Origin of the sequence: Vibrio sp. 10N.261.55.A10 (assembly GCF_041470825.1) — a bacterium.
GTDB classification, from domain to species: domain Bacteria; phylum Pseudomonadota; class Gammaproteobacteria; order Enterobacterales; family Vibrionaceae; genus Vibrio; species Vibrio crassostreae_C.
This window is the reverse complement of sequence record NZ_JBFRNC010000056.1, coordinates 37218-61594: the sequence shown is the minus strand read 5'-3', so window position 1 is coordinate 61594 and position 24377 is coordinate 37218. Positions and strand designations below refer to the sequence as shown.

At 45.3% G+C, this 24377-nt stretch carries 18 protein-coding genes and 1 pseudogene; 10 read left to right on the top strand and 9 right to left on the bottom strand.

What is annotated here, in order from left to right; translation table 11 throughout:
- Positions 1-667: 667 nt before the first annotated feature.
- Positions 668-3466: a DNA polymerase I gene (gene polA / locus AB4274_RS17410; protein ID WP_372112737.1), complete on the top strand. Its 2799-nt coding sequence runs from the start codon at positions 668-670 to the stop codon at positions 3464-3466.
- Between the two features lie 507 nt (positions 3467-3973).
- Here the strand turns inward: polA and AB4274_RS17405 are convergent.
- Both AB4274_RS17405 and yihA read right to left on the bottom strand, forming a co-directional pair.
- Positions 3974-4573, bottom strand: a complete 600-nt coding sequence (locus tag AB4274_RS17405) for a GTP-binding protein (RefSeq protein ID WP_137002245.1) — start codon at positions 4571-4573, stop codon at positions 3974-3976.
- A 218-nt stretch (positions 4574-4791) separates the two neighbouring features.
- Positions 4792-5451, bottom strand: a complete 660-nt coding sequence (yihA, locus tag AB4274_RS17400; protein WP_017060162.1) for a ribosome biogenesis GTP-binding protein YihA/YsxC — start codon at positions 5449-5451, stop codon at positions 4792-4794.
- A gap of 148 nt (positions 5452-5599) precedes the next feature.
- Between yihA and AB4274_RS17395 the strand changes: the two genes are divergently transcribed.
- The 5 genes from AB4274_RS17395 to hemN all read left to right on the top strand — a co-directional run bounded on the left by AB4274_RS17395 (position 5600) and on the right by hemN (position 10141).
- The gene (locus tag AB4274_RS17395) at positions 5600-6217 is read left to right on the top strand and encodes a cytochrome c (RefSeq protein ID WP_012602993.1); all 618 of its coding nucleotides are present in this window, start codon (positions 5600-5602) and stop codon (positions 6215-6217) included.
- A gap of 557 nt (positions 6218-6774) precedes the next feature.
- The gene (locus AB4274_RS17390) at positions 6775-7413 is read left to right on the top strand and encodes a class I SAM-dependent methyltransferase (protein ID WP_019826511.1); all 639 of its coding nucleotides are present in this window, start codon (positions 6775-6777) and stop codon (positions 7411-7413) included.
- Complete coding sequence (gene yihI / locus AB4274_RS17385; protein WP_017060163.1) at positions 7413-7970, top strand: Der GTPase-activating protein YihI; 558 nt, start codon at positions 7413-7415, stop codon at positions 7968-7970. The genes AB4274_RS17390 and yihI overlap by 1 nt, the downstream gene beginning before the upstream one ends.
- A gap of 6 nt (positions 7971-7976) precedes the next feature.
- Positions 7977-8465: a DUF2489 domain-containing protein gene (locus AB4274_RS17380; RefSeq protein ID WP_372112734.1), complete on the top strand. Its 489-nt coding sequence runs from the start codon at positions 7977-7979 to the stop codon at positions 8463-8465.
- A 284-nt stretch (positions 8466-8749) separates the two neighbouring features.
- The gene (gene hemN, locus AB4274_RS17375; RefSeq protein WP_372112732.1) at positions 8750-10141 is read left to right on the top strand and encodes an oxygen-independent coproporphyrinogen III oxidase; all 1392 of its coding nucleotides are present in this window, start codon (positions 8750-8752) and stop codon (positions 10139-10141) included.
- A gap of 83 nt (positions 10142-10224) precedes the next feature.
- On the opposite strand, the gene AB4274_RS17370 is transcribed toward hemN, so the two are convergent.
- From AB4274_RS17370 to glnA, 5 genes are all read right to left on the bottom strand, one after another.
- Positions 10225-12807 (bottom strand): GGDEF and EAL domain-containing protein, encoded by a 2583-nt coding sequence (locus AB4274_RS17370; RefSeq protein WP_017059225.1) that lies wholly within the window; start codon positions 12805-12807, stop codon positions 10225-10227.
- Between the two features lie 108 nt (positions 12808-12915).
- On the bottom strand, positions 12916-14319 hold the full coding sequence (glnG, locus tag AB4274_RS17365; RefSeq protein ID WP_017063059.1) for a nitrogen regulation protein NR(I): 1404 nt from the start codon (positions 14317-14319) through the stop codon (positions 12916-12918).
- 121 nt (positions 14320-14440) lie between these two features.
- Positions 14441-15517, bottom strand: coding sequence for a nitrogen regulation protein NR(II) (gene glnL / locus AB4274_RS17360; protein WP_019826501.1), 1077 nt, complete (start codon positions 15515-15517; stop codon positions 14441-14443).
- 168 nt (positions 15518-15685) lie between these two features.
- Positions 15686-16255: a DUF4124 domain-containing protein gene (locus AB4274_RS17355; RefSeq protein ID WP_372112730.1), complete on the bottom strand. Its 570-nt coding sequence runs from the start codon at positions 16253-16255 to the stop codon at positions 15686-15688.
- A gap of 392 nt (positions 16256-16647) precedes the next feature.
- On the bottom strand, positions 16648-18057 hold the full coding sequence (glnA, locus tag AB4274_RS17350; RefSeq protein WP_017059221.1) for a glutamate--ammonia ligase: 1410 nt from the start codon (positions 18055-18057) through the stop codon (positions 16648-16650).
- A 562-nt stretch (positions 18058-18619) separates the two neighbouring features.
- On the opposite strand from glnA, the gene typA reads away from it, so the two are divergent.
- On the top strand, positions 18620-20455 hold the full coding sequence (gene typA, locus AB4274_RS17345) for a translational GTPase TypA (RefSeq protein WP_372055335.1): 1836 nt from the start codon (positions 18620-18622) through the stop codon (positions 20453-20455).
- Between the two features lie 180 nt (positions 20456-20635).
- Here typA and AB4274_RS17340 read toward each other — a convergent pair whose 3' ends face one another.
- Together AB4274_RS17340 and AB4274_RS17335 are read right to left on the bottom strand one after the other, a co-directional pair.
- The gene (locus AB4274_RS17340; RefSeq protein ID WP_372112729.1) at positions 20636-21166 is read right to left on the bottom strand and encodes an AAA family ATPase; all 531 of its coding nucleotides are present in this window, start codon (positions 21164-21166) and stop codon (positions 20636-20638) included.
- Between the two features lie 31 nt (positions 21167-21197).
- Positions 21198-21839: pseudogene (locus tag AB4274_RS17335) on the bottom strand (DUF2959 domain-containing protein).
- 205 nt (positions 21840-22044) lie between these two features.
- Between AB4274_RS17335 and AB4274_RS17330 the strand changes: the two are divergent.
- From AB4274_RS17330 to AB4274_RS17320, 3 genes are read left to right on the top strand one after another with little or no spacing between them, the layout of a single operon-like run.
- Positions 22045-22986, top strand: a complete 942-nt coding sequence (locus tag AB4274_RS17330; protein WP_372112727.1) for a virulence factor BrkB family protein — start codon at positions 22045-22047, stop codon at positions 22984-22986.
- Positions 22958-23392 carry a D-aminoacyl-tRNA deacylase gene (dtd, locus tag AB4274_RS17325; protein ID WP_004735590.1) on the top strand — a complete coding sequence of 145 codons (435 nt, stop codon included), beginning with the start codon at positions 22958-22960 and terminating at the stop codon, positions 23390-23392. The genes AB4274_RS17330 and dtd overlap by 29 nt, the downstream gene beginning before the upstream one ends.
- A gap of 16 nt (positions 23393-23408) precedes the next feature.
- Positions 23409-24344 (top strand): bifunctional GNAT family N-acetyltransferase/hotdog fold thioesterase, encoded by a 936-nt coding sequence (locus AB4274_RS17320; protein WP_102332597.1) that lies wholly within the window; start codon positions 23409-23411, stop codon positions 24342-24344.
- Positions 24345-24377 lie beyond the last annotated feature (33 nt).

Here is a 24377-nt window from a genome sequence, read left to right as displayed (position 1 = left end):
ACGGTTTATAAATCAAATGAGATTTATTATCATTTAATTGTTGACTATTAAATGAGAATCATTATTATTAACTTCGTCTTAGGGAATGAGGAAATGTTCACAAGGATGTTAAGTACTCAAGTATCTACTTGGTTACCCAACAGAATTCTCGCGAACTTGTACTAAGTTCTTTTTGACACGACATTGCTCACATTGCTTCCAGTGTAATTTATAGCTTTTAGGTAAAGCTGTGGTATTCAATTTGAATGGCTTTACCGGTTTTTGCTAGGCGACATCTTCGGGTGTCGCTTTTTTTATACCCACCATTTCAACAAGATGCATATTTAGTGGCACGTATTTTTATGAATAAAACGCCATCAGCATTCTTTTCCACAACGCAAGATCGAGAAAAGATCGTTGATCATCTGTTCGATCTGTAAAATTATTCTTTATTTTCAGTTGTTTATTGGTGTTTTTTGAGTTGTTCACCGTAGTTCTCAACAGGGTGGATAAATAATATAAACAGAGTTATCCACAGAACGCTTGCGTCTAAGAACAAAAAATAACAACAAATCGATTATAACGAACACAACCGAGTGAACGGATACAGATCGACAACGTGGAATCCAACCAACAGACGTGGCATTCTTAACAGATAATTTCTGTACTTACTGGATACACAAACATTATGGCTCGTATTCCTGATAATCCATTGATTCTGATCGATGGCTCTTCTTACCTATATCGCGCGTTTCATGCTTACCCTGGCACCATGAGCAATGGTGATATCCCGACTAACGCGGTTTACGGTGTAGTTAACATGCTGCGCAGCATGATGCGTCAATTTGCTTCTGATCGTATTGCGGTTATTTTTGATGCAAAAGGAAAGACGTTCCGTGATGACATGTACCCAGAGTACAAGGCTAATCGTCCACCTATGCCGGATGATCTACGTTGTCAGATCGAACCTTTGCACAACGTGATTCGCGCAATGGGTCTACCACTTATCTCGATCCCAGGCGTTGAAGCGGATGATGTGATTGGTACGCTAGCTTCTCAAGCATCTAAAGCGGGCATGCCGGTTTTGATCAGTACTGGCGATAAAGATATGGCGCAGCTGGTTGATGACAACGTTACTTTGATCAACACCATGACCAACGTGGTTATGGATCGCGAAGGCGTGATAGAGAAGTTTGGCATCCCACCTGAGCTGATTATCGACTACCTTGCACTGATGGGCGATAAAGTGGATAACATTCCTGGCGTTCCAGGTGTTGGTGACAAAACAGCAACTGCTCTACTACAAGGCATTGGTAGCATCGAAAAGCTGTATCAAAACCTGGATGATATTGCCGCTCTTGGCTTCCGTGGTTCAAAAACCATGGCTAAGAAGCTGATTGATAATAAAGACAACGCTGAGATGTCTTACGAGCTTGCAACGATCAAACTGGACGTCGAGTTAGAAGAGACACCTGAGTCGCTTGTAAAAGCACAACCAAATACGGATGAGCTGATTAAGCTATACGGTCAACTGGTCTTCAAATCTTGGTTGAACGAGCTACTGGAAGGCGGCAGCGGTGTGGTTGAGGCGGATGAGAAGTCGGGTGCAGTGCGCAGCAGCGAGGCATCAACTACATCTACTGTAGAAATGAACACCTCTGCAGTGACGATTGATCGCAGTAACTACGAAACCATCCTCGATGAAGCGTCATTCAATGCTTGGCTAGAAAAATTAAAAGCGGCTGAAGTGTTTGCTTTCGATACCGAGACAGACAGCCTAGATTACATGGTGGCGAACCTCGTTGGCCTGTCATTCGCGACTGAAGAAGGCGTTGCCGCTTACGTACCGGTTGCCCATGATTACCTAGATGCACCGCAGCAGCTGGATCGCGATTGGGTACTTGAACAGCTTAAGCCGATTCTTGAAGATGATGCACAAGCGAAAGTAGGTCAGAACCTTAAATACGATATGAGTGTGCTAGCGCGCTACGGTATCGAGATGAAAGGCATCAAGCACGATACCATGCTGGCGTCTTACGTTTTCAATAGCGTAGGTGGCAAGCATGATATGGACAGCCTAGCGCTGCGTTTCCTACAGCACAGCTGCATCTCATTTGAGCAAATCGCAGGTAAAGGTAAGAAGCAGCTTACTTTCAATCAGATTGAGCTGGGTGAGGCGTCTCCATACGCAGCAGAAGATGCTGACGTGACACTACGTCTTCATAACCGTTTGATGGAAAACATTGAGCAAGATGAAAAGCTAAAAGCCATCTATGAAGAAATCGAAGTACCACTGATCCCTGTAATGTCTCGCATTGAACGTACCGGCGTATTCATCGATGACATGTTGCTGGGCGCTCAATCGCAAGAGATTGCGGTTCGATTGGATGAGCTAGAACAGAAAGCCTACGAGATTGCAGAGCAAGAGTTCAACATGAACTCGCCAAAACAGCTGCAAGCGATCCTGTTTGAGAAAATGGGTCTGCCTGTTATCAAGAAAACGCCATCAGGTGCACCTTCAACCAACGAAGAAGTGCTGCAAGAGTTGGCTCTTGATTACCCGCTACCTAAGCTGATCATTGAGTATCGTGGCCTTGCGAAACTAAAGTCGACCTACACAGATAAACTACCGAAGATGATCAACGCTGAAACGGGTCGTGTTCATACGTCTTATCACCAAGCGGTGACAGCAACGGGTCGATTGTCTTCAACAGATCCAAACCTGCAGAACATCCCAATTCGTAATGAAGAAGGCCGTCGTATCCGCCAAGCATTCGTTGCACAACATGGTTGGAAGATTCTAGCGGTCGATTACTCTCAAATTGAATTGCGTATCATGGCGCACCTTTCGGGTGATAAAGCGCTTCTGGAAGCATTCCAACAAGGCAAAGATATCCACGCGGCAACGGCTGCTGAGATCATTGGTGTTGATATTGAGAGTGTGACCACTGAACAACGTCGTCGTGCTAAAGCCGTTAACTTCGGTCTTATCTACGGTATGAGTGCCTTTGGCTTGGCTAAGCAACTGGGTATTCCTCGTGGCGAAGCACAGCACTACATGGACACTTACTTCGAGCGTTACCCTGGCGTAATGCAGTATATGGAAGACACGCGCAGTGCTGCTTCAGAGCAAGGCTTCGTTGAAACCATTTACGGTCGTCGACTGCACCTTCCTGAGATTCAATCTCGTAATGGCATGCGTCGTAAAGCTGCTGAACGCGCGGCGATCAATGCGCCAATGCAAGGCACAGCAGCGGACATCATTAAGAAAGCGATGTTGTTGGTGGATGAGTGGATTCAAGCGGAAGGCGATGGTCGTGTGAAGCTATTGATGCAAGTACACGATGAATTGGTGTTTGAAGTGGAAGAGTCAGCTTTAGCCGAAATTGAAAGTAAAGTACAAGAATTGATGGAATCCGCGGCAGAACTAGAAGTGCCGCTTGTGGCGGAAGCTGGCCACGGTGATAACTGGGATCAAGCCCACTAATCAGTTTTTGACCTTATTAAGCAAATTAGTATGAGCCAGTGCACAAACACTGGCTTTTTTTTGTCTCGAATAAAGATAAGCTGTGAAAAGAACTTAGATGTTTTAATAAAACATTCATGAAAAAAAACTACAAAAATTGTTTTCATTTCTGAGCAATTGTTGTACATTAAATCTTGTAGGGTACAGAGGTAAGATGTTCTATCTTTCAGACCTTTTGTTTCACGTTATTGGATTAGGCTGATTCAGCCGCCCCAGTCAGTATTTGACTGGGGCGTTTTTTCTTGTGCGAAAGAAAAATATTTCCAACCTACCATTCCCCCGTAAAACCTCTCATTTTTAGTGCCTTTTATTACACTTTCTCAAGCACAGTGATAAGCCCCTGATTTGCCTTAGATCTGGAATTCGATCAGCTTTTGGTAATTTAAATCCGTCTCTAAGTCGATTGTTTTATCACTTGAAATAACTTTTATTTTACAAGTTATCGATAAAGGATTGATGGCTCACGCCTTATTTATCAGTGTATTGAGTCGGTGAATGCTCAATGTAATCCATGATTTTCTGTTGCTTCTCGGTGCTGTATTTCAGTGCTTCGGCGGTGATCTGGATGGATTGTGCCATCGAAGAGATATTGTTGGTCGCTTTTACCAAGGTTTGCTGCATGGGTTTCAGGATAAGCAGATAGATAGCGGTCAAAGCGATAATAATGACGGCGATAACGGCCGCTAACGCAATGATGATCTTGGTCTGAACATCATCCAACAGCATTTGACTGGTTTGTTTAAAGGCGAGTCGAGATTGGTCTAAGGCTTGTGGTAGTTGATTGAGTGATGTCTTGGTGGAGCTCGCAAGCTTATTGATACTTTCAACGGTTTGATTGAGGGCTTGTTGCTGGTCGTCGCTTAGGTTGGGGTTGTTGACTATCGCCTGCAAAGATTGCGATATCACCTCAAGAGACTCACTCGCATCTTGGGCGTACTTTTCCATGCCATCGAGGTCTAAGGTCATATCGACATTGATCAGTGGGGCTTGTTCTTGTTCTGCTTCAGAGGCAAACCCTGTCAGTGAGACCAACATAAGTGCAATGATGGCCAATGGTATTTTCCACATGAGTATTCCTTTCTCATTGTTCTGATTATTTAGATGTGTCTTTTAGTATGGTTCACTTCTATTGGTTTTAGTGGCTAAATCCGATTTTTAACACTAAAAACTTAGGCTTAACTCACTCATTTTTGGGCAAAAAAATACCCCACCTATATAAGGAGGGGCATTGATAAGGCTAAATCACGTGTTGTAAGTGCTCTAACCTATAGCGATAAGTAGAGGAACTACTCTGAGTCGTTGTGCTCTTCGTCTGCTAACTCATCAATGATTTGATCAGCAAGCGCAGGCGCAAACCACTCATCCATCTTGGCACGCAGTTGGTCAACGCCGATGCCCTTCATTGAAGAGAAGACATCAACCGCAACATCACCACCGAAAGATTTTGCATCGTTACGGATTTTCAGTAGCTGTGCTTTACGCGCACCACTTTTCAGTTTGTCTGCTTTTGTTAACAAAACCTGTACTGGGATGCGGCTATCGATAGCCCAGTAGATCATTTGTTGGTCAAGGTCTTTCATTGGGTGACGGATATCCATCAATACCACTAAACCTTTCAGGCTTTCACGTCGTTGTAGGTATTCACCTAGCGACTTCTGCCATTTTTTCTTCATCTCAAGTGGTACTTGAGCAAAGCCATATCCAGGTAAATCGACGATATGACAACCGTCCGTTACCTTAAATAGGTTGATTAGCTGAGTTCGACCGGGTGTTTTACTGGTTTTCGCCAAGCTTTTTTGGTTTGTAACGCGATTTAGCGCGCTAGATTTACCAGCATTGGAGCGTCCTGCAAACGCAATTTCGATCCCTTCGTCTTCTGGTAAATGACGAATATCAGGTGCACTGGTAATGAAATGCGTGTTTTGATAATGAATTTTTACGCTCACTGTTAACTCCATCTCGACTTTGTGTAGTCGATTGATTACTTTTTTGTGAATTTGTGTAAAATAACCGTGCTCGGCATAAGGTCGCCTATTGTACCATGAGTGGCAACATAGAGTGGTACTGGAAGCTTGATAATTATAATGGAATGTCATGAAGAAATTAGCGCTAATTTTGAGTCTTTTAGCCAGCTGCTCAGTATGGGCTCAAGGTAGTATTGAAGCTGGTAAAGCCAAATCACAAACATGTGTTGCCTGCCACGGTGCTGACGGCAACAGCCTGATCACTCAGTACCCTAAGCTGGCTGGTCAACATGAGAAGTATCTAGAGAAGCAGTTAAAAGAGCTTAAGCTAGGTATGACAAGTGGTGGTAAGCAAGGTCGTTACGAACCTGTAATGGGTGCAATGGCGATGCCTTTATCTGAAGAAGATATGGCTGACCTAGCGGCATACTACGCCTCTCTACCTATCTCTAGTAACTCTACTCCTGAAAATGTAGTAGATGAAGGTAAGGTTCTTTACACAGCGGGTAACGCAGAACGCGGCGTAACGGCGTGTATTGCTTGTCATGGTCCTCGTGGTAATGGTACCGAACTTTCTGGTTTCCCTAAGATTTCAGGTCAGCACGCAGATTACATCAAGGCTCAACTTGAAAAATTCCGCGATGGTGACCGTAATAACGACATGAATGCGATGATGCGTGATGTAGCTAAAAAGTTAACAGACGCTGATATTGATACCTTATCGAAGTACGTTGGTGGTTTACACTAATTTGTCGGTTTCTTGCTCTTAGCCAGAGTAAAGGAATGTACGTTCGAGCGAGATTGAAGAGACGCCCCGATCAGTAATGGTCGGGGCGTTTTCTTTTGTATTGGTTTTATTAATGCGTTTTGTGTTTATGTCTGATTTATCAATGTGTGATCGATTTGTGTACAAAAGTGTGAAGTCGCACTCTTGTAGTCTTTTTGTAACACGGTAAAGTAACCGCCATCAGCTAGGAGCTGACTTAGATATGGATGATCATCTAGTCTAACGGTATAGACAGAAATGGATCAGGCTAGGACAGCCCAGCAACAAGGTGTTAGAAAAGGATAGCCAAAACTCATCAGGACGATGAACAACAAACAAATTTGGCATGGAAAGCACCAATAACAAATGGAGATTTGTGTACCAAGTTGAGTATGCAAATTTTGGCCGATATAGGCAGATTTAGAGAGCGATAGGTTTTCCTATCGCTTTTTTTATTGATTTGATGAAAAAACACCCAATACCTCTCCACTATAAACTCAGTTTCTGGTATGTTTCGCATCCCTGTTTAAGGATGTGCTATGTATACTTGTCCCTTATGCCATCACCAAGGCGTGAATCACTATTTTGAAGACAAACGCAGAGCCTATCTGCAGTGTCAGCAATGTGAACTGGTATTTGTTAAACCTGAACAAAGGTTAGAAGCAAAAGAAGAAAAAGCACACTATGATCTCCATGAGAACGATCCTAGTGATGCAGGCTATCGCCGCTTTTTATCTCGCATCGCGGATCCACTAACAGACAAAATTTCATCTAACTCACAAGGGTTGGATTTTGGTTGTGGCCCAGGCCCTACGCTATCTATTATGTTAGAAGAAGCCGGACACACCATGGAGTTGTACGATATCTATTACCACCCAGAACCCTCTGTGTTGGAAAAAACGTATGACTTTATGACTGCCACGGAGGTGATAGAGCATCTTTATCACCCAGACAAAGTATGGCAGCAATGGTTGAATTTAGTTAAACCCAAGGGCTGGATTGGTCTTATGACTAAACTAGTAATAGACGTAGACGCGTTTGCTGGTTGGCACTACAAGAATGACCCGACACATGTCGTCTTCTTTAGTCGTCAAACATTCCAGTTTTTGGCAGAGCGGGATAAGCTCGAACTAGAATTTTTTGGAAATGATGTAATTTTACTGAGGAAAGTGCAGTAATGGGTCGTAGTAAGAAATCAAGAAAGCCGGGAGCACTTGGCGCTCCGGAGCCTATGGTTACTCGTAACCGTAGTGAATCTGATGTTGAAGGTCGTGAACGTAAGCGTGTTAAAAAGCGTAAAGGCCTGAAGTCTGGCAGCCGTCATTCAGATGGTAGCGAAGCAAAACAGCGTAAAGCTGCACAAGCTCGTGACCCTCGTTTAGGCAGCAAGAAAAAAATTCCGCTGATCGTTGAACCAGCGAAGAAGCCGACTAAACAAGAGCGCAAGCTATCTAACGAACAAGAGTTAGAGATGCTTGAGAATGATGCTCAACTGAACACACTGCTAGATCGTATCGAAAATGGTGAAAACCTAGGTGCTGGTCTACAGAAGTTTGTTGATGAGAAACTTGATCGTATCGAACACCTAATGGGCCGCTTAGGTCTACTAGAGCCAGAAGACGATGAAGAAGAGATCTTCGAAGAAGCACCGGTTGCATCTAAGAAGAAAGCGAGCTCTGACGAAGACTTGCTATCTCAATTCGAAGATTTCGATTTAGACAGCTTTAAAGGTTAATAGCCAATGAACGTAACCTTATTAGCAATTGCTGGTGGAATTATCATTCTCGGCTTGGGCTCTTACGCAGGTTACCTTCTACTTCAAGTGAAGAAGCAGGCGGAGTTGCAAAAGCAGCATCAAGCACTAGCCATTGAAAAACGTAACGCGACGATTTACGAAAACGTAAATACTTTGTGCTTAGCGGGTATTCAAGGGCAATGTGACTTACCTGAGATCAGTATCCGAGTGTGTATCATTATGGATAATGTTCAGGGTGATGAGCGTGTCGATTTTGATTCTGAGTATCCTGCTCTTTCTGAGCTGTACCATATCGTAAAAGATATGGCGCGCGGAGAGGCAAGACAGGAACTGACGAAGAAAGAACGCATGCAGCAGAATCTCACGCGCCATAAGGCAGAGACTCGCTTGAATGATGCGGTCATTGAAGATCTGAAAAGGTTGCAAGAGAAGGTTAAACCTCTCAACAACCAAATCAACATTCAGATGATCTAGTCGCTAAGACTATTTAAAATAGAGGCTTGTTTAATACAGGGTGTTCTTGAGACACCTTATCTTTATAGATAGTGTTAAATGAGCCGTCTTACCTTTTGCGTCTCGTTAATCCCGACGCTTTGTTAGTGATCAAGCTAGCAGTTCTGAGTTTTTGTCTAAAAAATTGATTTTGTCTTGGAACGACCTTACAGGTCGTGTGGCAAAATAACCCGTCTATATTTTAATGTATGTAAAATGATTTGAGAGACCTTAGGTTCTCGCGGATCTAAATTGGAAATACCGCTATGTCGAGCAAGCCAGTAACAACGAATCAGCAAATCGTTTGGGATCAAGAGATCTTAAACAAGTACAACTATTCGGGACCTCGTTACACCTCATACCCAACTGCGTTGGAGTTTCATGAAGCGTTTACCGTCGCTGATTACGACATGGCGTGTACTCAATATCCTGAGCGTCCACTCTCTCTTTACGTGCATATCCCGTTCTGCCACAAGCTTTGTTACTACTGTGGTTGTAATAAAGTCATTACTCGTCACTCGCATAAAGCGGATGAGTACCTTGATGTGATTGAACATGAAATCCGCCAACGCGCCTCTTTATTGAATGGCCGTGAAGTGACGCAATTGCACTTCGGTGGTGGTACGCCAACGTTCTTGACCAAAACACAAATCACTCGTTTGATGAGTATTTTGCGTGAAGAGTTTAACTTCACCGCTGACGCTGAAATCAGTATTGAAGTTGACCCGCGTGAGATTGAGCTAGACGTACTTGACCACCTGCGTAACGAAGGCTTCAACCGCCTGAGCATTGGCGTGCAAGACTTCAATAAAGAAGTGCAGAAACTGGTTAACCGTGAGCAAGATGAAGAGTTCATCATTGCGATGGTTAAACGAGCGAAAGAGCTAGGCTTCCGTTCAACTAACCTGGATTTGATTTACGGCCTACCAAAGCAGACTCAAGCTTTGTTCGCTGAAACATTGAAACAAGTGCTAGAGATGAAACCAGGTCGTTTATCGGTATTTAACTACGCACACATGCCTCAGCTGTTTGCGGCGCAGCGTAAGATTAAAGACGAAGACCTACCTGAAGCGAAAGAGAAAATGGCGATCTTGCAAGATACCATCGAGACGCTAACGGGGGCGGGTTACCAGTTCATCGGTATGGACCACTTCGCTCAACCTGAAGATGAACTAGCGGTTGCACAGCGTGAAGGTATTCTGCATCGTAACTTCCAAGGTTACACTACCCAAGGTGAAGCTGACCTAATTGGCTTCGGTGTTTCTGCTATCTCTATGGTCGGTGATGCTTACGCTCAAAACCAGAAAGAGCTGAAGAAGTACTACGCTCAGGTGAATGACCTGCGCCATGCACTTTGGAAAGGCGTGGCACTAGACAGTGACGACCTTCTACGTCGTGAAGTGATCAAGCAGCTTATCTGTAACTTTAAGCTTGATAAAACGATGATCGAATCTGAGTTCTCGGTTAACTTTAATCGCTACTTCAAAGAAGATTTAGAGCTTCTACAAACCTTCATCAACGATGATTTGGTTGAAGTCGATGACAAAGAAATCCGTGTTACTCTGCGTGGCCGCTTGCTGATCCGTAACATTTGTATGTGTTTTGATAAATACCTACGTGCAAAGGCTCGCCAGCAGCAGTTCTCTCGCGTTATCTAATCGCTCGACAGAGAATAGAACAATAAAAAATGCCAGCATTATGCTGGCATTTTTGTATCTGACTCATTCGATTTCTGCCTGACTTAGGTGAGACTCTCAGTAGTATTTTGTTTGACCTTGGCACTTTGCTTGGAGTTGATGAGGTCGGTAGGCCATTGGTCAAACGGAACTGGGCGACTGTATAAGAAGCCTTGAGCAAGCGGGCACTGCAGCTGCTTGAGAAGTTCAGCCTGTTGCTGTGTTTCAACGCCCTCTGCCACCAAGCTTACTTTGAAGCCCTTAGTGATGTTAACGATGGCCGCGACGATGGAGCTATCTAGGTTCTCTTTATCAAGTTTGCTGACAAAGCTGCGATCGATCTTTAAGCAATCAAATGGCAGTTTGTGTAAATAAGCCAGTGACGAATAGCCGGTACCAAAGTCATCAATCGCAATTGATATCCCTAGTGCTTTTAGAGTCAGCATGTTATCGATGATGGTCGGGTCGTTGTCGACGATGCGTGATTCGGTGATCTCTAGTGTCAGGTTGCTTGCTGGCAGATTTGTGTCTCGCAACGTGCCTTTTACTTGTTCCACAAAGCCACTTTCGCTTAGCTGAACGACCGACAGGTTGACGTGAATCGAGAAGTCCTTGCTCCATTTTCCTGACTCAATCGCGATGGCTGTATCTCGACACGACTTATGCAGAATTTGTTTTCCGATATCGTCAATGAGCCCGCTCTCTTCCGCGAGAGGAATGAACTCGAGTGGCGAGATCACCCCTTCATCCGTTATCCAGCGAGCTAAAGCTTCTGCTCCTATGGTCGAGCCAGATTCCAGATCAATAATAGGCTGATAAAACGGTTCGAACTGTTGAAGCTCAATCGCTCGGTTCATCCGCGCTAACATCTTGGTGCGATGTCTCGATGCTTTGCCCATTTCAAGGCTATAAATACAGACACTGGTTTTGTCTTGTTTCGCATTGCTCAATGCAATGCTGCTGCTGCGTAGCAGGAGTGTAATGTCGTGAAGATTCGAGACATTCACTATCCCCATCGATACCTTAATCACCACGCTTTCCGATTCCATTGAAAATGGGGAAGCGAAGGTTTGAAGTAAGCGGTTAGTCAGCAGCTGAACATCATCGCTTTGCGTTACGTTTGGCGCGTAGATGGCAAACTCATCACCACCAGTGCGAGCTAGTAGGTATTCGGATGGCAGTGTGCCTCTTAAACGAGCAGCCGCAATGATAAGTAGCTGGTCGCCATTGTAATGACCTAGGCTGTCATTGATGTCTCGGAAGCGATCAATACCAATCAAATACAGTGTGCCTTTTTCGTTGTCGGGGTGTTTCTTGGCAGCGTCAATAAAGCCTTCACGGCTGTATAGCTTGGTTAATGAGTCATAGGTAAGTTGAGACTGTAATGCATGAAACGAAGCCTTTAAGTTGTTGGTCATTTCATTGAATGACTCGACCAACATGCTGGTTTCATATATATGCCCTGTTTTTGGCATGCTCGCGTCCCAATCGCCCTTAGCAAGGCGTTTTGCCGCATCCGCTGTCGAGGTGATGGGTTGGGTTGCGCGATTAAAGGCAATTAATCCTGCAATGACCCCAATGCAGCTCAGTGCTAGCCCAAGCAACCAACTGTTTCTTTGATTTTCTGGCAATTCACCGAGCAGATTGCTTTCAGGGATCGACACCCCAATAAACCACGTGAGCCCGTGCTCATCTTCGTATGGGGTGATTTGGTTGAAGTAGCGTTCGTTGTCTAGGCTAAAACTAAAGCGCTGCTCGCCCAAATTCTCGATTAGGTGGAATTGCTCTACGTAGCTAGCACTCTCACGTATGACTGGATTAGCACTCTCTGTTGCTAGTTTGCGTTGCCCTTTGTTGGTTTGTCCTGTGCCCCATGAAACGACACTGCCTCCGCCTGAGTGCGCGACCAAGCGTTGCTGCTTATCGATGATGTAAACAGAGGCATCCGTTCTATCTTTGAGCTTTCTGAGAAACGCATTGAAGGTATTGATTTTGATGTCGCTGACTACGACGGCTTTGAATTCATTATCATCATAGATAGGCGCTAGAGCAGATAAGGTGATTTCTTGACGTTCGTCAGCATTGGCATAAATTGGTGACCATAACGGTTTTTTCTGTGTCGCAATGGGTGTGTACCAAGGACGGATTCTAGGATCGTAACCTGAAATCACCGATCGAATGTCTTCACTAATTTTGCTGCCACGGTAAATGACCAGCTGATCATTGGTGCGTTCGTCTTGCACCATCAAGGTGTAGCCTTTGTTGGCTTCTTTGCGGAAACCGACGTAGTTACCATCTTCAGAACCAAAGCCGATCGCATCGAGTTGAGGTACAGCAGTGTAATGGTCTGAAAACGTATAAAAAATATAGTCTTGGACCTTACTAAGATTGCCTGCTTGATAAAGATGGTGGTAGCCGATGTTATGGCTGAGTGAGAGGTTGGCGTGAAATGGCTTTTCTAAAAAATTAGACAGGCTTTGATGAACATTGTCAGTCAGTGATGTCAGCTGGCGTGCACTAACATCACTCACCATCTCTTTGTAGCTTAGCTTTTGAGTGAAAACCATTACACCCATAGTGAACAGAAAAATCATCACGAATGGCAGAACCACTGCGGTTCTCAAAGTAATTTGTGTTTTCAAAGACATCTTTAGCTACAACTTTGGTGAATAGCGCACTGTAATTGTACCGACACTATTCAAACCAAGCGACACTTTTTTGGTTAAAAAGTAGCTGCATCGAGAATCATATAAGGTCTAGTACAGTTCTTTGAGTTTACGAGTTAGGGTGTTTCTTCCCCATCCCAAAACCTTAGCTGCATCCTGTTTATGACCATTAGTGTGGTGGAGTGCAGCTTCTAGCAGTATACGTTCAAATTCTGGCAGAGCATAAGTTAGCAGCTCTTTTTCTCCTGAATCAAGCGCACACTTTGCCCAATTAGCGAGCAGTTGTTGCCAGTTATCTCCAGAACCTGAAGTGGTCACGACTTTTTCTTCCAACAATTCCGGTGGTAGATCGGAAGGCAGTATCTCGCTGCCGCTAGCCATCACCGTTAACCAGCGACAAATATTCTCAAGCTGACGTACGTTACCAGGCCAATTGAGCTGGTTGAGCTTCAAAATGGTCTCAGGATGCAGTGTCTTCACTTCAACACCGAGCTCTTCGGCGGCGGATGCTAGGAAGTGATGAGTCAGCTTTTCAATGTCTTGTTTACGTTCGCGAAGTGCCGGGATATGGATTCGGATAACGTTGAGTCGGTGGAAAAGGTCTTCACGGAAGTCGCCTTCATGCACTAAGCGCTCAAGATCTTGGTGGGTTGCGGCAACGATACGAACGTCTACCTTAACTGCAGAGTGACCGCCGACACGATAGAACTGACCATCAGAAAGTACACGCAACAAGCGAGTTTGGATATCGAGTGGCATGTCACCGATCTCATCCAGAAATAGGGTGCCGCCGTTGGCTTGTTCAAAGCGTCCTTGGCGAACGCTGTTAGCACCGGTAAAGGCACCTTTTTCGTGGCCAAACAGTTCAGACTCGATCAGATCTTTGGGGATTGCTGCCATGTTCAAGGCAATGAAGGGCTTCTTAGCTCTTGGGCTGTGACGATGCAGAGCGTGAGCGACCAATTCTTTACCGGTACCCGATTCACCATTGATCAGCACGGATATGGATGAGCGAGACAAACGGCCAATCGCTCGGAAAACCTCCTGCATTGCCGGTGCTTCACCGATGATTTCTGGCGCGTTGGTGTCTTCAGCGACCTCACTGGCTTGTTCGCGTTTCTGCTCTTGGCTGTGCGCGATCGCTCGTTCGACTAGAGTCAGTGTTTCATCAATATCGAACGGCTTTGGAAGATATTCAAAGGCGCCTTTTTGATAAGCATTCACCGCCGCATCAAGGTCTGAGTGCGCGGTCATAATGATCACGGGCAGGTCGGGAGAGCGTTGATGAACCTGATGCAACAGCTCAATCCCGTCAATGCCGGGCATGCGAATGTCAGACACCAATACGTCCGGTGTCTCGCGCTCAAGCGCAAGCAACACGCTCTCAGCATCAGCAAATGTTTCACACTTAATATCCGCAGATGAAAGTGTTTTCTCTACTACCCAGCGGATAGAGCTGTCGTCATCGACGACCCAAACGTATCCCTTACTCATAATTCAATTCCTTTGCAGCCAAATCTATTGTGATAATCATTGTTGTTTTTATGATGTCTTAATCTTTGTGTTACCGAGCTAAGCCTTTCATCTCGCTGTCCAATAGCGAGGTTCTTATGACCTAAATCGGTAGATAAATCGTGAATGTGGTGTTGCCTGGCCAGCTTTCAACATCAATTTTCCCATTGTGTTGATCGATCAGGTTTTGAGAAATCGATAGCCCCAGCCCTGTTCCACCTTCTCGTCCGCTGACCATTGGGTAAAACAGCGTGTCTTTTAAATCATCGGGGATGCCCGGACCGTTATCGCTGATCTCAATACGAGCTGCGAGTTTGTGTCGCTGCCCGTGAATATTTGCTTGATGCACCGTTCTGGTGCGAATGGTGATTTTGCCAGAATCTTGAGTCTTTAGAATCTGCGCTGCATTGCTCACGATATTGAGCATCGCTTGTTCAACCTGTGCCGAATCCATCAAGATGTCCGGTAGGCTCGGGTCGTAATCCCTTTCGATGGCGAGCGTTGAACCCGATTCGAGCTCTACGAGCTGCCTGACTTTCTCAAGTATCTGGTGAAGGTTCTCTTCTGATTTAGTCCCCGGCTTCTGTGGGCCAAGCAGACGGTCGACTAATGCTCTTAAGCGGTCGGCTTGCTCAATAATGATCTGCGTATATTCATTAAGAGACTGATCAGGAAGCATTTTCCCAAGTAACTGCGCCGCACCTCTTAAGCCACCTAGTGGATTTTTGATCTCATGTGCTAACCCGCGTACCAGCAACTTAGCCGCTTGTTGTTGTGCATGTTGGTTGAGCTCTTGGCTAAGGCGTCTTTGCTGGTCTATCTTGCGCATCTCAACCAATAACAGCGTCTCTCGTTGCCAAGAGATTGGGCTAACCGTGACTTCAAGCATCAGTGGGCGGTTATCAACAACGAAGGTAACGTCACTGTCGGTAATGCTCTGGCCACTTTGTAGCGGTTGCGTCAACAGTGCCAAATCAAGTGAAGCGTGTTGGATAAGTTGGCTCAGTGGATGATCAACGATGCGTCGTGCGCTCTGTGAAAAGAGCTGCTCAGCGGCCGGATTGGCGTATCGGACATACAATTGCTCATCGAGCATCAATGTCGAAGTCACCATATTGTCGAGAATGGCGCTGGAAAGATGATGTGTATCTATGCTGTCGCTTTTGGCTGATCGATTCACTATTTCGTCCTTGAACTGGTGTTTTTCTCACTGCACCAAATTGGTGCGTGGCTAAGTTCAAGTATGGCGCATATCAACCAGAAGCTAAAGATAATTCATTAGAGTCGCTGAAAGCTGCTTCGATTAGGTGAAAAGTAGAGGTTATTTGGCCTCTTTTAACACATTGGCCTACTTGAGCGTCGCTCGATGTAAATACACGGTGACTGGACTAGTAGATGCAATAAGCTTGCCGCTTCTATGTGCTTGAATTGCAATGGTGTGAGTACCTCGATCGATACCTTTTAATTCCCAAATAGGTTGGGTCTGTGGGGCGCCATATCGACGGCCATCGAGCATCAATTGTAATTGCTCACCTATACCAAGCTTTCGGTTGAGTTCTATCTGAATCGGGATTAAGCCGCGGTTGTTGCGAATGGTTTGATCATGAACTGGAGTCAGCATGGTGAGAGTTAATTGAGTGGGAACCTCGCGCTCTGTGGTTTCGGTTTCTGCCTGGGTTTTAGCTGGCGTTGCCGTTTTAGTTGTAGAGGAAGCTGCGGCGTCAACCGGAGTCGAGGCCTCAAATTTAGGGGCGGGTGCTGAAGCTTGCACATCTGGCAGGCGAAGAGCCTCGGCATCTTGAGCGCTAGGGTTATCACTAAAGTGGAGCACGCCATCTTCATCTACCCAGGTATACACCGTTTGAGCAGAGCACGAGAGCGCGACTGTTAACCCGATTATGAACAGTATGTTTTTCATATCTTTAGCCTCTTTTCACCGCTAGGTGATTTCACGTTTGGCGTTGGTTTTATTGTATTTAGCGCGACAGCCTCTGAGGGCTTTTGTTAAATGCCAATCACAGTAAGTTAATGCTCAGAAATAGCGCAGGAAAAAGGCTTGAGAACGAGGCAGCCCTGCTCGGCAAAAATAGTTTCGATAAGTAGTTATTCTACAATCAAAAAACCTAACGATGTTATCGAGTGTTTTAACAAGCTAGGCTGAGTAGTTATTTCCTACGATTGGTATCTAGTATGGTACGAGGAAGCGGGGGGAGGGAGAATATAAAAAAGGCCCGCCTGCGAGGCGAGCCTAATATTTAGTCAGCGATTCTTACAAGGTTGCAGTAAGAAATGGCTTATCTCTACAGGAGATTAAACTGAGTAGTACAGTTCAAACTCAAGTGGGTGTGTAGCCATGTTCACGCGTTGTACGTCGTCAGATTTCAGAGTGATGTAAGAATCGATGAAATCGTCAGAGAATACGCCGCCAGCTGTTAGGAACTCACGGTCTTCGCTAAGCGCTGCTAGAGCTTCTTGTAGAGATTCTGCAACTGTTGGGATTTCAGCTGCTTCTTCTGCAGGAAGGTCGTATAGATCTTTATCCATAGCTTCGCCTGGGTGAATCTTGTTCTTGATGCCGTCAAGGCCAGCCATAAGCATTGCTGAGTAGCATAGGTATGGGTTAGCTGCTGGGTCACCAAAACGTAGCTCGATACGACGTGCTTTAGGGCTTGGTACTACTGGGATACGGATAGAAGCAGAACGGTTACGTGCTGAGTAAGCAAGCATTACAGGTGCTTCGAAACCAGGTACAAGACGCTTGTACGAGTTAGTTGATGGGTTAGCAAACGCGTTGATTGCACGAGCGTGCTTGATTACCCCACCGATGTAGTAAAGAGCCATTTCAGATAGGCCGCCGTACTTATCACCAGCAAACAGGTTAACGCCGTCTTTTGCTAGAGATTGGTGAACGTGCATACCAGAACCGTTGTCACCAACTAGTGGCTTAGGCATGAATGTCGCTGTTTTACCAAATGCGTGAGCAACGTTGTGTACAACGTACTTGTAGATTTGAGTTTCATCAGCTTTCGCTGTTAGCGTGTTGAAGCGAGTAGCGATTTCGTTTTGACCCGCAGTTGCTACTTCATGGTGGTGAGCTTCAACAACTAGGCCCATCTCTTCCATTACTAGACACATTGCTGAACGGATGTCTTGAGATGAATCTACTGGAGCTACTGGGAAGTAACCGCCTTTAACGCCAGGACGGTGACCTTTGTTACCGCCTTCGAAGTCAGAACCTGTGTTCCAAGCTGCTTCTACGTCATCGATCTTGAAGAAAGAACCAGACATGTCGTTTGAGAACTTAACGTCGTCAAATAGGAAGAATTCTGGCTCTGGACCAACTAGAACTGTGTCTGCGATACCTGTAGAACGTAGGTACTCTTCAGAACGTTTAGCGATAGAGCGTGGGTCACGGTCGTAGCCTTGCATTGTTGCAGGCTCAAGGATGTCACAACGGATGTTTAGTGTTGCGTCTTCTGTGAATGGGTCCAGTACAGCAGATGCTGCGTCTGGCATCATTACCATGTCAGATTCGTTAATGCCTTTCCAACCAGCTACTGAAGAGCCGTCAAACATTTTGCCTTCTTCGAAGAAGTCTGCATCAACTTGGTGAGAAGGAATAGAGATATGCTGCTCTTTACCTTTTGTATCAGTAAAACGTAAGTCGATAAATTTAACTTCGTTCTCTTGGATCAGGGATAGTACATTTTCTACTGACATCTTGGATAACCTCCAGTGTTATTAATTCGGTATTAGCTCGATTCGGTTGAAACTAGCATTGATTAATGTCTATAAGTGCATTAATCGATGCTGATTTATCTACTGCCAAAAACGTGCCAAAAAAATTATTCCATTAATTTCAATGATTTACTTGTTTTGCGATTTTTCTTAATCTGGTTTTTGCACCAAAATGATCTCTAGTTGCACTTTATTGGTGCAGCTGTTTGTCTGTGCACCAATATGAGACATAAGCGAGCACCATTCAGCAATGAATTGCCTAAGTTGTCAATCCACTTTTGTTATTTTGCGGGAGATTTGGCTCGCCACTCGTAGGTGATACTTTTTTAGAGTCCTACGAATTTGGCTGCTCAACACTGTACTGAATCAAAGTTAAGCGGATATGAATCGCTAATAAAGAAAAAAGCCTTGGTTCAGATCACATATTTCTGGGTTTTTGTCTAGAATCTGGTATATTATTGACCGTTTTTTAAATCAAGCTAGCGGTTATTATCCAAACTTTTGAGATAAGTGACGGCTACTTTTATGAGTGAATCGAGAATCCATGTCTACTCCACAGATTGATAAGTTAAGAAATATCGCGATCATCGCGCACGTTGACCACGGTAAAACGACTTTGGTTGATAAACTGCTACAACAGTCAGGCACTCTTGAGTCTCGTGGTGAAGCTGAAGAGCGTGTCATGGATTCGAATGACATCGAAAAAGAGCGTGGCATTACAATCCTTGCTAAGAACACAGCAATCAACTGGAATGATTACCGCATCAACATCGTAGATACTCCGGGACACGCGGACTTCGGTGGTGAAGTTGAGCGTATCATGTCTATGGTTGACTCTGTTCTGCTTATCGTTGACGCAGTTGATGGCCCAATGCCTCAAACTCGTTTCGTAACGCAAAAAGCCTTCGCACACGGTCTTAAGCCAATCGTTGTAATCAACAAGATTGACCGCCCAGGCGCTCGTCCTGATTGGGTTATGGATCAAGTATTCGACCTTTTCGACAACCTAGGTGCTACTGATGAGCAACTAGACTTCACCGTTGTTTACGCTTCAGCTCTAAACGGTTGGGCAACGATGGAAGAAGGCGAAACTGGTACAGACATGGAACCATTGTTCCAAGCTGTTGTTGATACAGTAGACGCGCCTGCAGTTGACCTTGACGGTCCACTACAAATGCAAATTTCGCAACTTGATTACAGCTCTTACGTAGGTGTTATCGGTGTTGCTCGTGTTACTCGTGGTTCTGTTAAACCAAACCAACAAGTAACTATCGTAAATGCAGAAGGCAAAAAACGTAACGGTAAAGTAGGTACAGTTCTTGGTTACCTAGGTCTTGACCGTCACGAAGTTGAGCAAGCTAACGCTGGCGACATCATTGCAATCACTGGTCTTGGTGAGCTGAAGATTTCAGACACTATCTGTGACCAAAACAATGTTGAAGCAATGACTCCGCTTTCTGTTGACGAACCAACAGTAACAATGACGTTCCAAGTAAACACTTCTCCGTTCGCGGGTAAAGAAGGTAAGTTCGTTACTTCACGTAACATCCTTGAGCGTCTAGAAAAAGAACTAGTACACAACGTTGCACTACGTGTTGAAGAAACTGATAACCCGGATCGCTTCCGTGTTTCAGGTCGTGGTGAACTTCACCTGTCTATCCTGATTGAAAACATGCGTCGTGAAGGCTTCGAACTAGCTGTATCTCGTCCAGAAGTTATCATCAAGAAAGACGAAGATGGCAACCTAACTGAACCGTTTGAAACTGTGACTATCGACGTGCTTGAAGAGCACCAAGGTGGCATCATGGAAAACATCGGTCTACGTAAAGGTGAGCTAACTGATATGTCTCCAGATGGCAAAGGCCGTGTTCGCATGGACTTCATGATGCCTTCTCGTGGTCTTATCGGTTTCCAAACTGAGTTCCTAACTCTAACGTCTGGTTCTGGTCTTCTTTACCACTCATTTGATCACTACGGCCCTCACAAAGGCGGCGTAATCGGTCAACGTAACAACGGTGTTCTAATCTCGAACGCAACTGGTAAAGCTCTGACTTACGCACTATTCAACCTACAAGAACGTGGTCGTCTATTTGCTGAGCACGCGGATGAAGTATACGAAGGTCAAATCATCGGTATTCATAACCGTTCAAACGACCTAACAGTAAACTGTCTGAAAGGTAAGCAGCTAACGAACGTTCGTGCATCAGGTACTGATGAAGCACAGGTTCTTTCGCCACCTATCCGTCACACTCTAGAGCAAGCTCTTGAGTTCATCGACGAAGACGAACTAGTAGAAGTAACGCCAGTAAGCATTCGTATCCGTAAGAAGCTTCTTACTGAAAACGAACGTAAGCGTGCAGCACGTCCAGCTAAGGCTTAATTGCCAGCTGACGAGCTTCTAGCTAAGTAAATAAGAAAGCCCTGAGTAGCCAAGCTGCTCAGGGCTTTTGTTTTTTAGTTAGCTAAGATACGAGTAAACGAGATGCGGGATACGAAGAGTGTGTTCGATATCTACTTAGCGAATCGTCCTTCCAGAATTGAGGAGCGAAATATCTGGAATCTAGCTTTTGATTCCTAGGTGACTTTCAACGAACTGAACTCGCTCAGCGACCGACATAAAGGGCACTTCAACTACCTTATAACCTAGCTCTCGATAGACTTTGACCAGCGAGTGGTGAATCTCTAATGCTTCTTCAAATGGGTAAGGGCGCACTTCATCTTGAACATAGATGGAAGCCTCAGGGCAACAGAACAACACTTGAGGGTGATAGCCTTGGCTCGCTTCTCGGTAGTTCTCAGTAACCTCAAGGTTGGCCTGGGACAAGTAACCGCAGATGTCGGGAATAGCGCGATCGAGAAACGCAATCGGACGTTGATTGGCTTGGTCTTTTTGTTCGCTCATGACGGTTAAACATAGGCGAGCAAAGCCCGGAAGGTTTAACCAAGGTAAGATACCGTTCTCAAGTTGGCTCTGCTGTTCGATTAACTGGCGAGAGGACTCAGCGAAGGTTGGGTAACCCGCATCTCCCAAGGCATTAATTAGTGTGGTCTTTCCGGCGCCAGGGCCGCCAGTAATAATGATTGGGTTCATACGGGCTTATCTTTATTTGTGTCTACGGGCGTTATTTCTGGTTCAGTTGAGCTAGGAACTTATCCGATTCTGCTATTGCAGCATTCATCTGTTTGATCGCGTAGGCGATGTCTTTTTCTAAGCTCATAAATTCACCCTGCAGTGAACCCACAGCACTCGCATTGAGGTTGTGCTTCAAGTAAAGCGTGTTATCGCGAAGGGTATTGAGCACGGGATCCATTTTCTTCTCGGCGCGCTTCATTGCTGACAGCATCTTTTGGTAAGACGATTTAGTTTCACGAAGCTTTTGCTCGCTCGAGCGGCGCAGTGAATCACTGGTGTAGAGATCTAACTCACTCTGCCACTCTTCAAACAGCGCATCCGACACATCTTCAATCGCAGCAATGCGGTCACTGACATTTTGCGCGGCTTTCTCGCTGTCTTGGTATTTATCGTTGATTTGGTTGTACATGTCTTCAAGGTCGCCGCCACTGAAATTAGTCAGGCTACTCAAGGCTTCAAGTGCGTTGGTAAACTCTTCCTAGGCATCCTGCTGCGACTCTTTAGCGTCTTCCACTCTATCGACCATAATGTCACGCTTGTGATAGCCCACTTGCTCCATTGCGGAGTAATAAGCTGATTGGCATCCAGTAAGAGTAAAAATAGAGAGGACTATAACTATTAAATAAGGCATCCTAGTTTCCTATAGTTAAATAATATCAATCGTAGTAAATAACCGCTCAACCTAGCTTGTTAAAATGCTCGATAACGGCGTTAGAATTTTTGATTGTAGAATAACTACTTGTCAAAAAACTCTGCCTTGTTCTCAAGCCTTTTTCCTACGCTATTTTTGAACACTTATTCACTGTGATTGATATATCGGAATAATAATTAGGACTATGAACGAGTTACAAGGGAGTTACAAGTTGAAGATAAAAAAGGTCGCCACACTCAGTATTCAGTTTTCTCGCTATCTTTTGGCGCGAATGACGCACGATAGAGTCAACGTGAATGCGGGCTACTTGGCGTACATTACTTTGCTCTCGATCGTACCGATGTTGACGGTTCTGCTCTCTATCTTGTCATCATTTTCCATCTTTGCTGATGTTGGTATCGTGATTCAAAACTTCGTTATTACCAACTTTGTTCCCGCGTCTGGGGATGCGGTGCACGGTGCCTTGCTCGAGTTTGTTGCCAATACCGGAAAAATGACGGCGGTGGGCAGTGTGTTCTTATTCATTGCAGCTCTGATGCTGATCTCAAATATTGATAAGAACTTAAACTACATCTGGCGTGCCGACGAGAAGCGACGTGCGGTGCTGTCGTTCTCAATGTACTGGATGGTGCTAACACTTGGACCGATCTTGGTTGGGGCGAGTATTGCTGCCACTTCGTATGTGACATCGCTCAGTCTGCTACAAAATGAAGTCGTATCTGGCGCCTTTAACACCGTGATTCGCAAACTTCCTTTGATTCTCTCTTTCTTTGCGTTTTTCGGTCTGTACCTGTTGGTTCCCAACAAAAAGATACACTTTTCTCATGCGGCTGCAGGTTCTCTAGTGGCGGCTCTGTTGTTCGAACTCAGTAAGAAAGGCTTCGCGGCCTACATTACTCAATTCCCTTCTTACCAGTTGATTTATGGCGCATTGGCGGCAATACCAATTCTTTTTGTCTGGGTTTATTTGTGCTGGTTGATTGTGCTGGTGGGTGCTGAGGTGACCGCTGCATTGGGTGAGCAGGAACAGTGGAGTGACTCGAAAGAAATGGTACACTCGTCGGATAAAGACAAAATCACAGAGCAAGGAAACAACAGTGATAGCACTGATCCAGAGAGTAAGTGAAGCTGCCGTCCGTGTTGATGGCGAAGTAGTTGGTGAGATTGAACAAGGCTTATTAGTTTTGTTAGGCGTAGAAAAAGGTGACGACGAAGCCAAAGCCAAACGTTTGATGGAACGAGTGACCACTTATCGTGTCTTTGGAGATGAAGACGATAAAATGAACCTCAACGTGAAGCAGGTAGAAGGTAAGGTATTAGTGGTGTCTCAATTCACTCTGCCGGCCGATACCAAGAAAGGGACTCGAGCAGGGTTCTCTCGTGGTGCTCACCCAGAAGATGCTGAGCGTCTTTATAACTATTTCTCTGACCAGTGTGAATCAGTGTTACCAACGGAACGTGGCCGATTCGCAGCCGACATGAAAGTGTCTTTGGTTAATGATGGCCCAGTGACATTCTGGCTGCAGGTTTAGGCTTAAAGGAATAAGCATGTTTAAACTCATAACACCAACCACCGAAAATCAGCTAAACAAGTATTACCATTTTCGTTGGCAGATGCTCCGTGAACCTTGGCGAATGCCGGTAGGTTCTGAGCGCGATGAATATGACCCAATGAGTCACCATCGCATGATTGTTGATGGTCGTGGTCGCCCGATGGCGATTGGTCGTCTCTATATCACCCCAGATCTGGAAGGTCAGATCCGCTATATGGCGGTGAAGAAATCTCGCCAAAGTAAAGGCATGGGTTCGTTGATTCTAGTCGCACTTGAGTCATTGGCTCGCCAAGAGGGTGCTAAGCGCTTGGTGTGTAATGCACGTGAAGATGCGATCTCATTCTATGAGAAGAATGAATTTGAACGTCGCGGTGAGATTAACGATCAACGTGGCCCTGTGCGTCACCAACAGATGGTTAAGCATCTTGACCCAATGGCAGATGTTCTGCGTAAGCCTGAGTGGTGTAATGAGCTTCAGCAGCGCTGGGAACATCAGATCCCGATCAGTGACAAGATGGGCATCAAGATCAACCAATACACGGGTTACCAATTTGAGTGTAGTGCTCAGCTGAATCCCAACTTGAACCCGCATAATACCATGTTTGCAGGCTCTGCCTTTACCTTAGCGACCTTAACTGGTTGGGGGATGACTTGGTTATTGATGAAAGAACGCGGGCTGACCGGTGATATCGTGCTGGCAGACAGTAATATTCGTTATCGTCACCCGGTTGAGCAAAACCCTGTTGCCTCTACTTCATTGGATGGGATCAGTGGTGACTTGGACCGCCTTGCGTCAGGAAGAAAGGCACGTATCATCATTCACGTGACCATTCATAGCGGCGATGTGGAAGCGGTAGAGTTTACGGGAACCTATATGCTGATCCCTGATTATAAGAAAATACTATCGACGGATAGCAAGGCGAGTGAATAACTTCACGCTCGCTTGATGATAGATAGAATTATT

What these genes read in the sequence shown, in the direction of transcription:
- yihI (WP_017060163.1), top strand. Translation starts at nt 7,413, where the DNA reads ATGGGTCGTAGTAAGAAATCAAGAAAGCCGGGAGCACTTGGCGCTCCG.
- AB4274_RS17380 (WP_372112734.1), top strand. Translation starts at nt 7,977, where the DNA reads ATGAACGTAACCTTATTAGCAATTGCTGGTGGAATTATCATTCTCGGC.
- glnA (WP_017059221.1), bottom strand. Translation starts at nt 18,057, where the DNA reads ATGTCAGTAGAAAATGTACTATCCCTGATCCAAGAGAACGAAGTTAAA.
- typA (WP_372055335.1), top strand. Translation starts at nt 18,620, where the DNA reads ATGTCTACTCCACAGATTGATAAGTTAAGAAATATCGCGATCATCGCG.
- AB4274_RS17390 (WP_019826511.1), top strand. Translation starts at nt 6,775, where the DNA reads ATGTATACTTGTCCCTTATGCCATCACCAAGGCGTGAATCACTATTTT.
- glnG (WP_017063059.1), bottom strand. Translation starts at nt 14,319, where the DNA reads ATGAGTAAGGGATACGTTTGGGTCGTCGATGACGACAGCTCTATCCGC.
- AB4274_RS17330 (WP_372112727.1), top strand. Translation starts at nt 22,045, where the DNA reads ATGAACGAGTTACAAGGGAGTTACAAGTTGAAGATAAAAAAGGTCGCC.
- hemN (WP_372112732.1), top strand. Translation starts at nt 8,750, where the DNA reads ATGTCGAGCAAGCCAGTAACAACGAATCAGCAAATCGTTTGGGATCAA.
- AB4274_RS17320 (WP_102332597.1), top strand. Translation starts at nt 23,409, where the DNA reads ATGTTTAAACTCATAACACCAACCACCGAAAATCAGCTAAACAAGTAT.
- AB4274_RS17395 (WP_012602993.1), top strand. Translation starts at nt 5,600, where the DNA reads ATGAAGAAATTAGCGCTAATTTTGAGTCTTTTAGCCAGCTGCTCAGTA.
- AB4274_RS17340 (WP_372112729.1), bottom strand. Translation starts at nt 21,166, where the DNA reads ATGAACCCAATCATTATTACTGGCGGCCCTGGCGCCGGAAAGACCACA.
- AB4274_RS17355 (WP_372112730.1), bottom strand. Translation starts at nt 16,255, where the DNA reads ATGAAAAACATACTGTTCATAATCGGGTTAACAGTCGCGCTCTCGTGC.
- polA (WP_372112737.1), top strand. Translation starts at nt 668, where the DNA reads ATGGCTCGTATTCCTGATAATCCATTGATTCTGATCGATGGCTCTTCT.
- AB4274_RS17370 (WP_017059225.1), bottom strand. Translation starts at nt 12,807, where the DNA reads ATGTCTTTGAAAACACAAATTACTTTGAGAACCGCAGTGGTTCTGCCA.
- AB4274_RS17405 (WP_137002245.1), bottom strand. Translation starts at nt 4,573, where the DNA reads ATGTGGAAAATACCATTGGCCATCATTGCACTTATGTTGGTCTCACTG.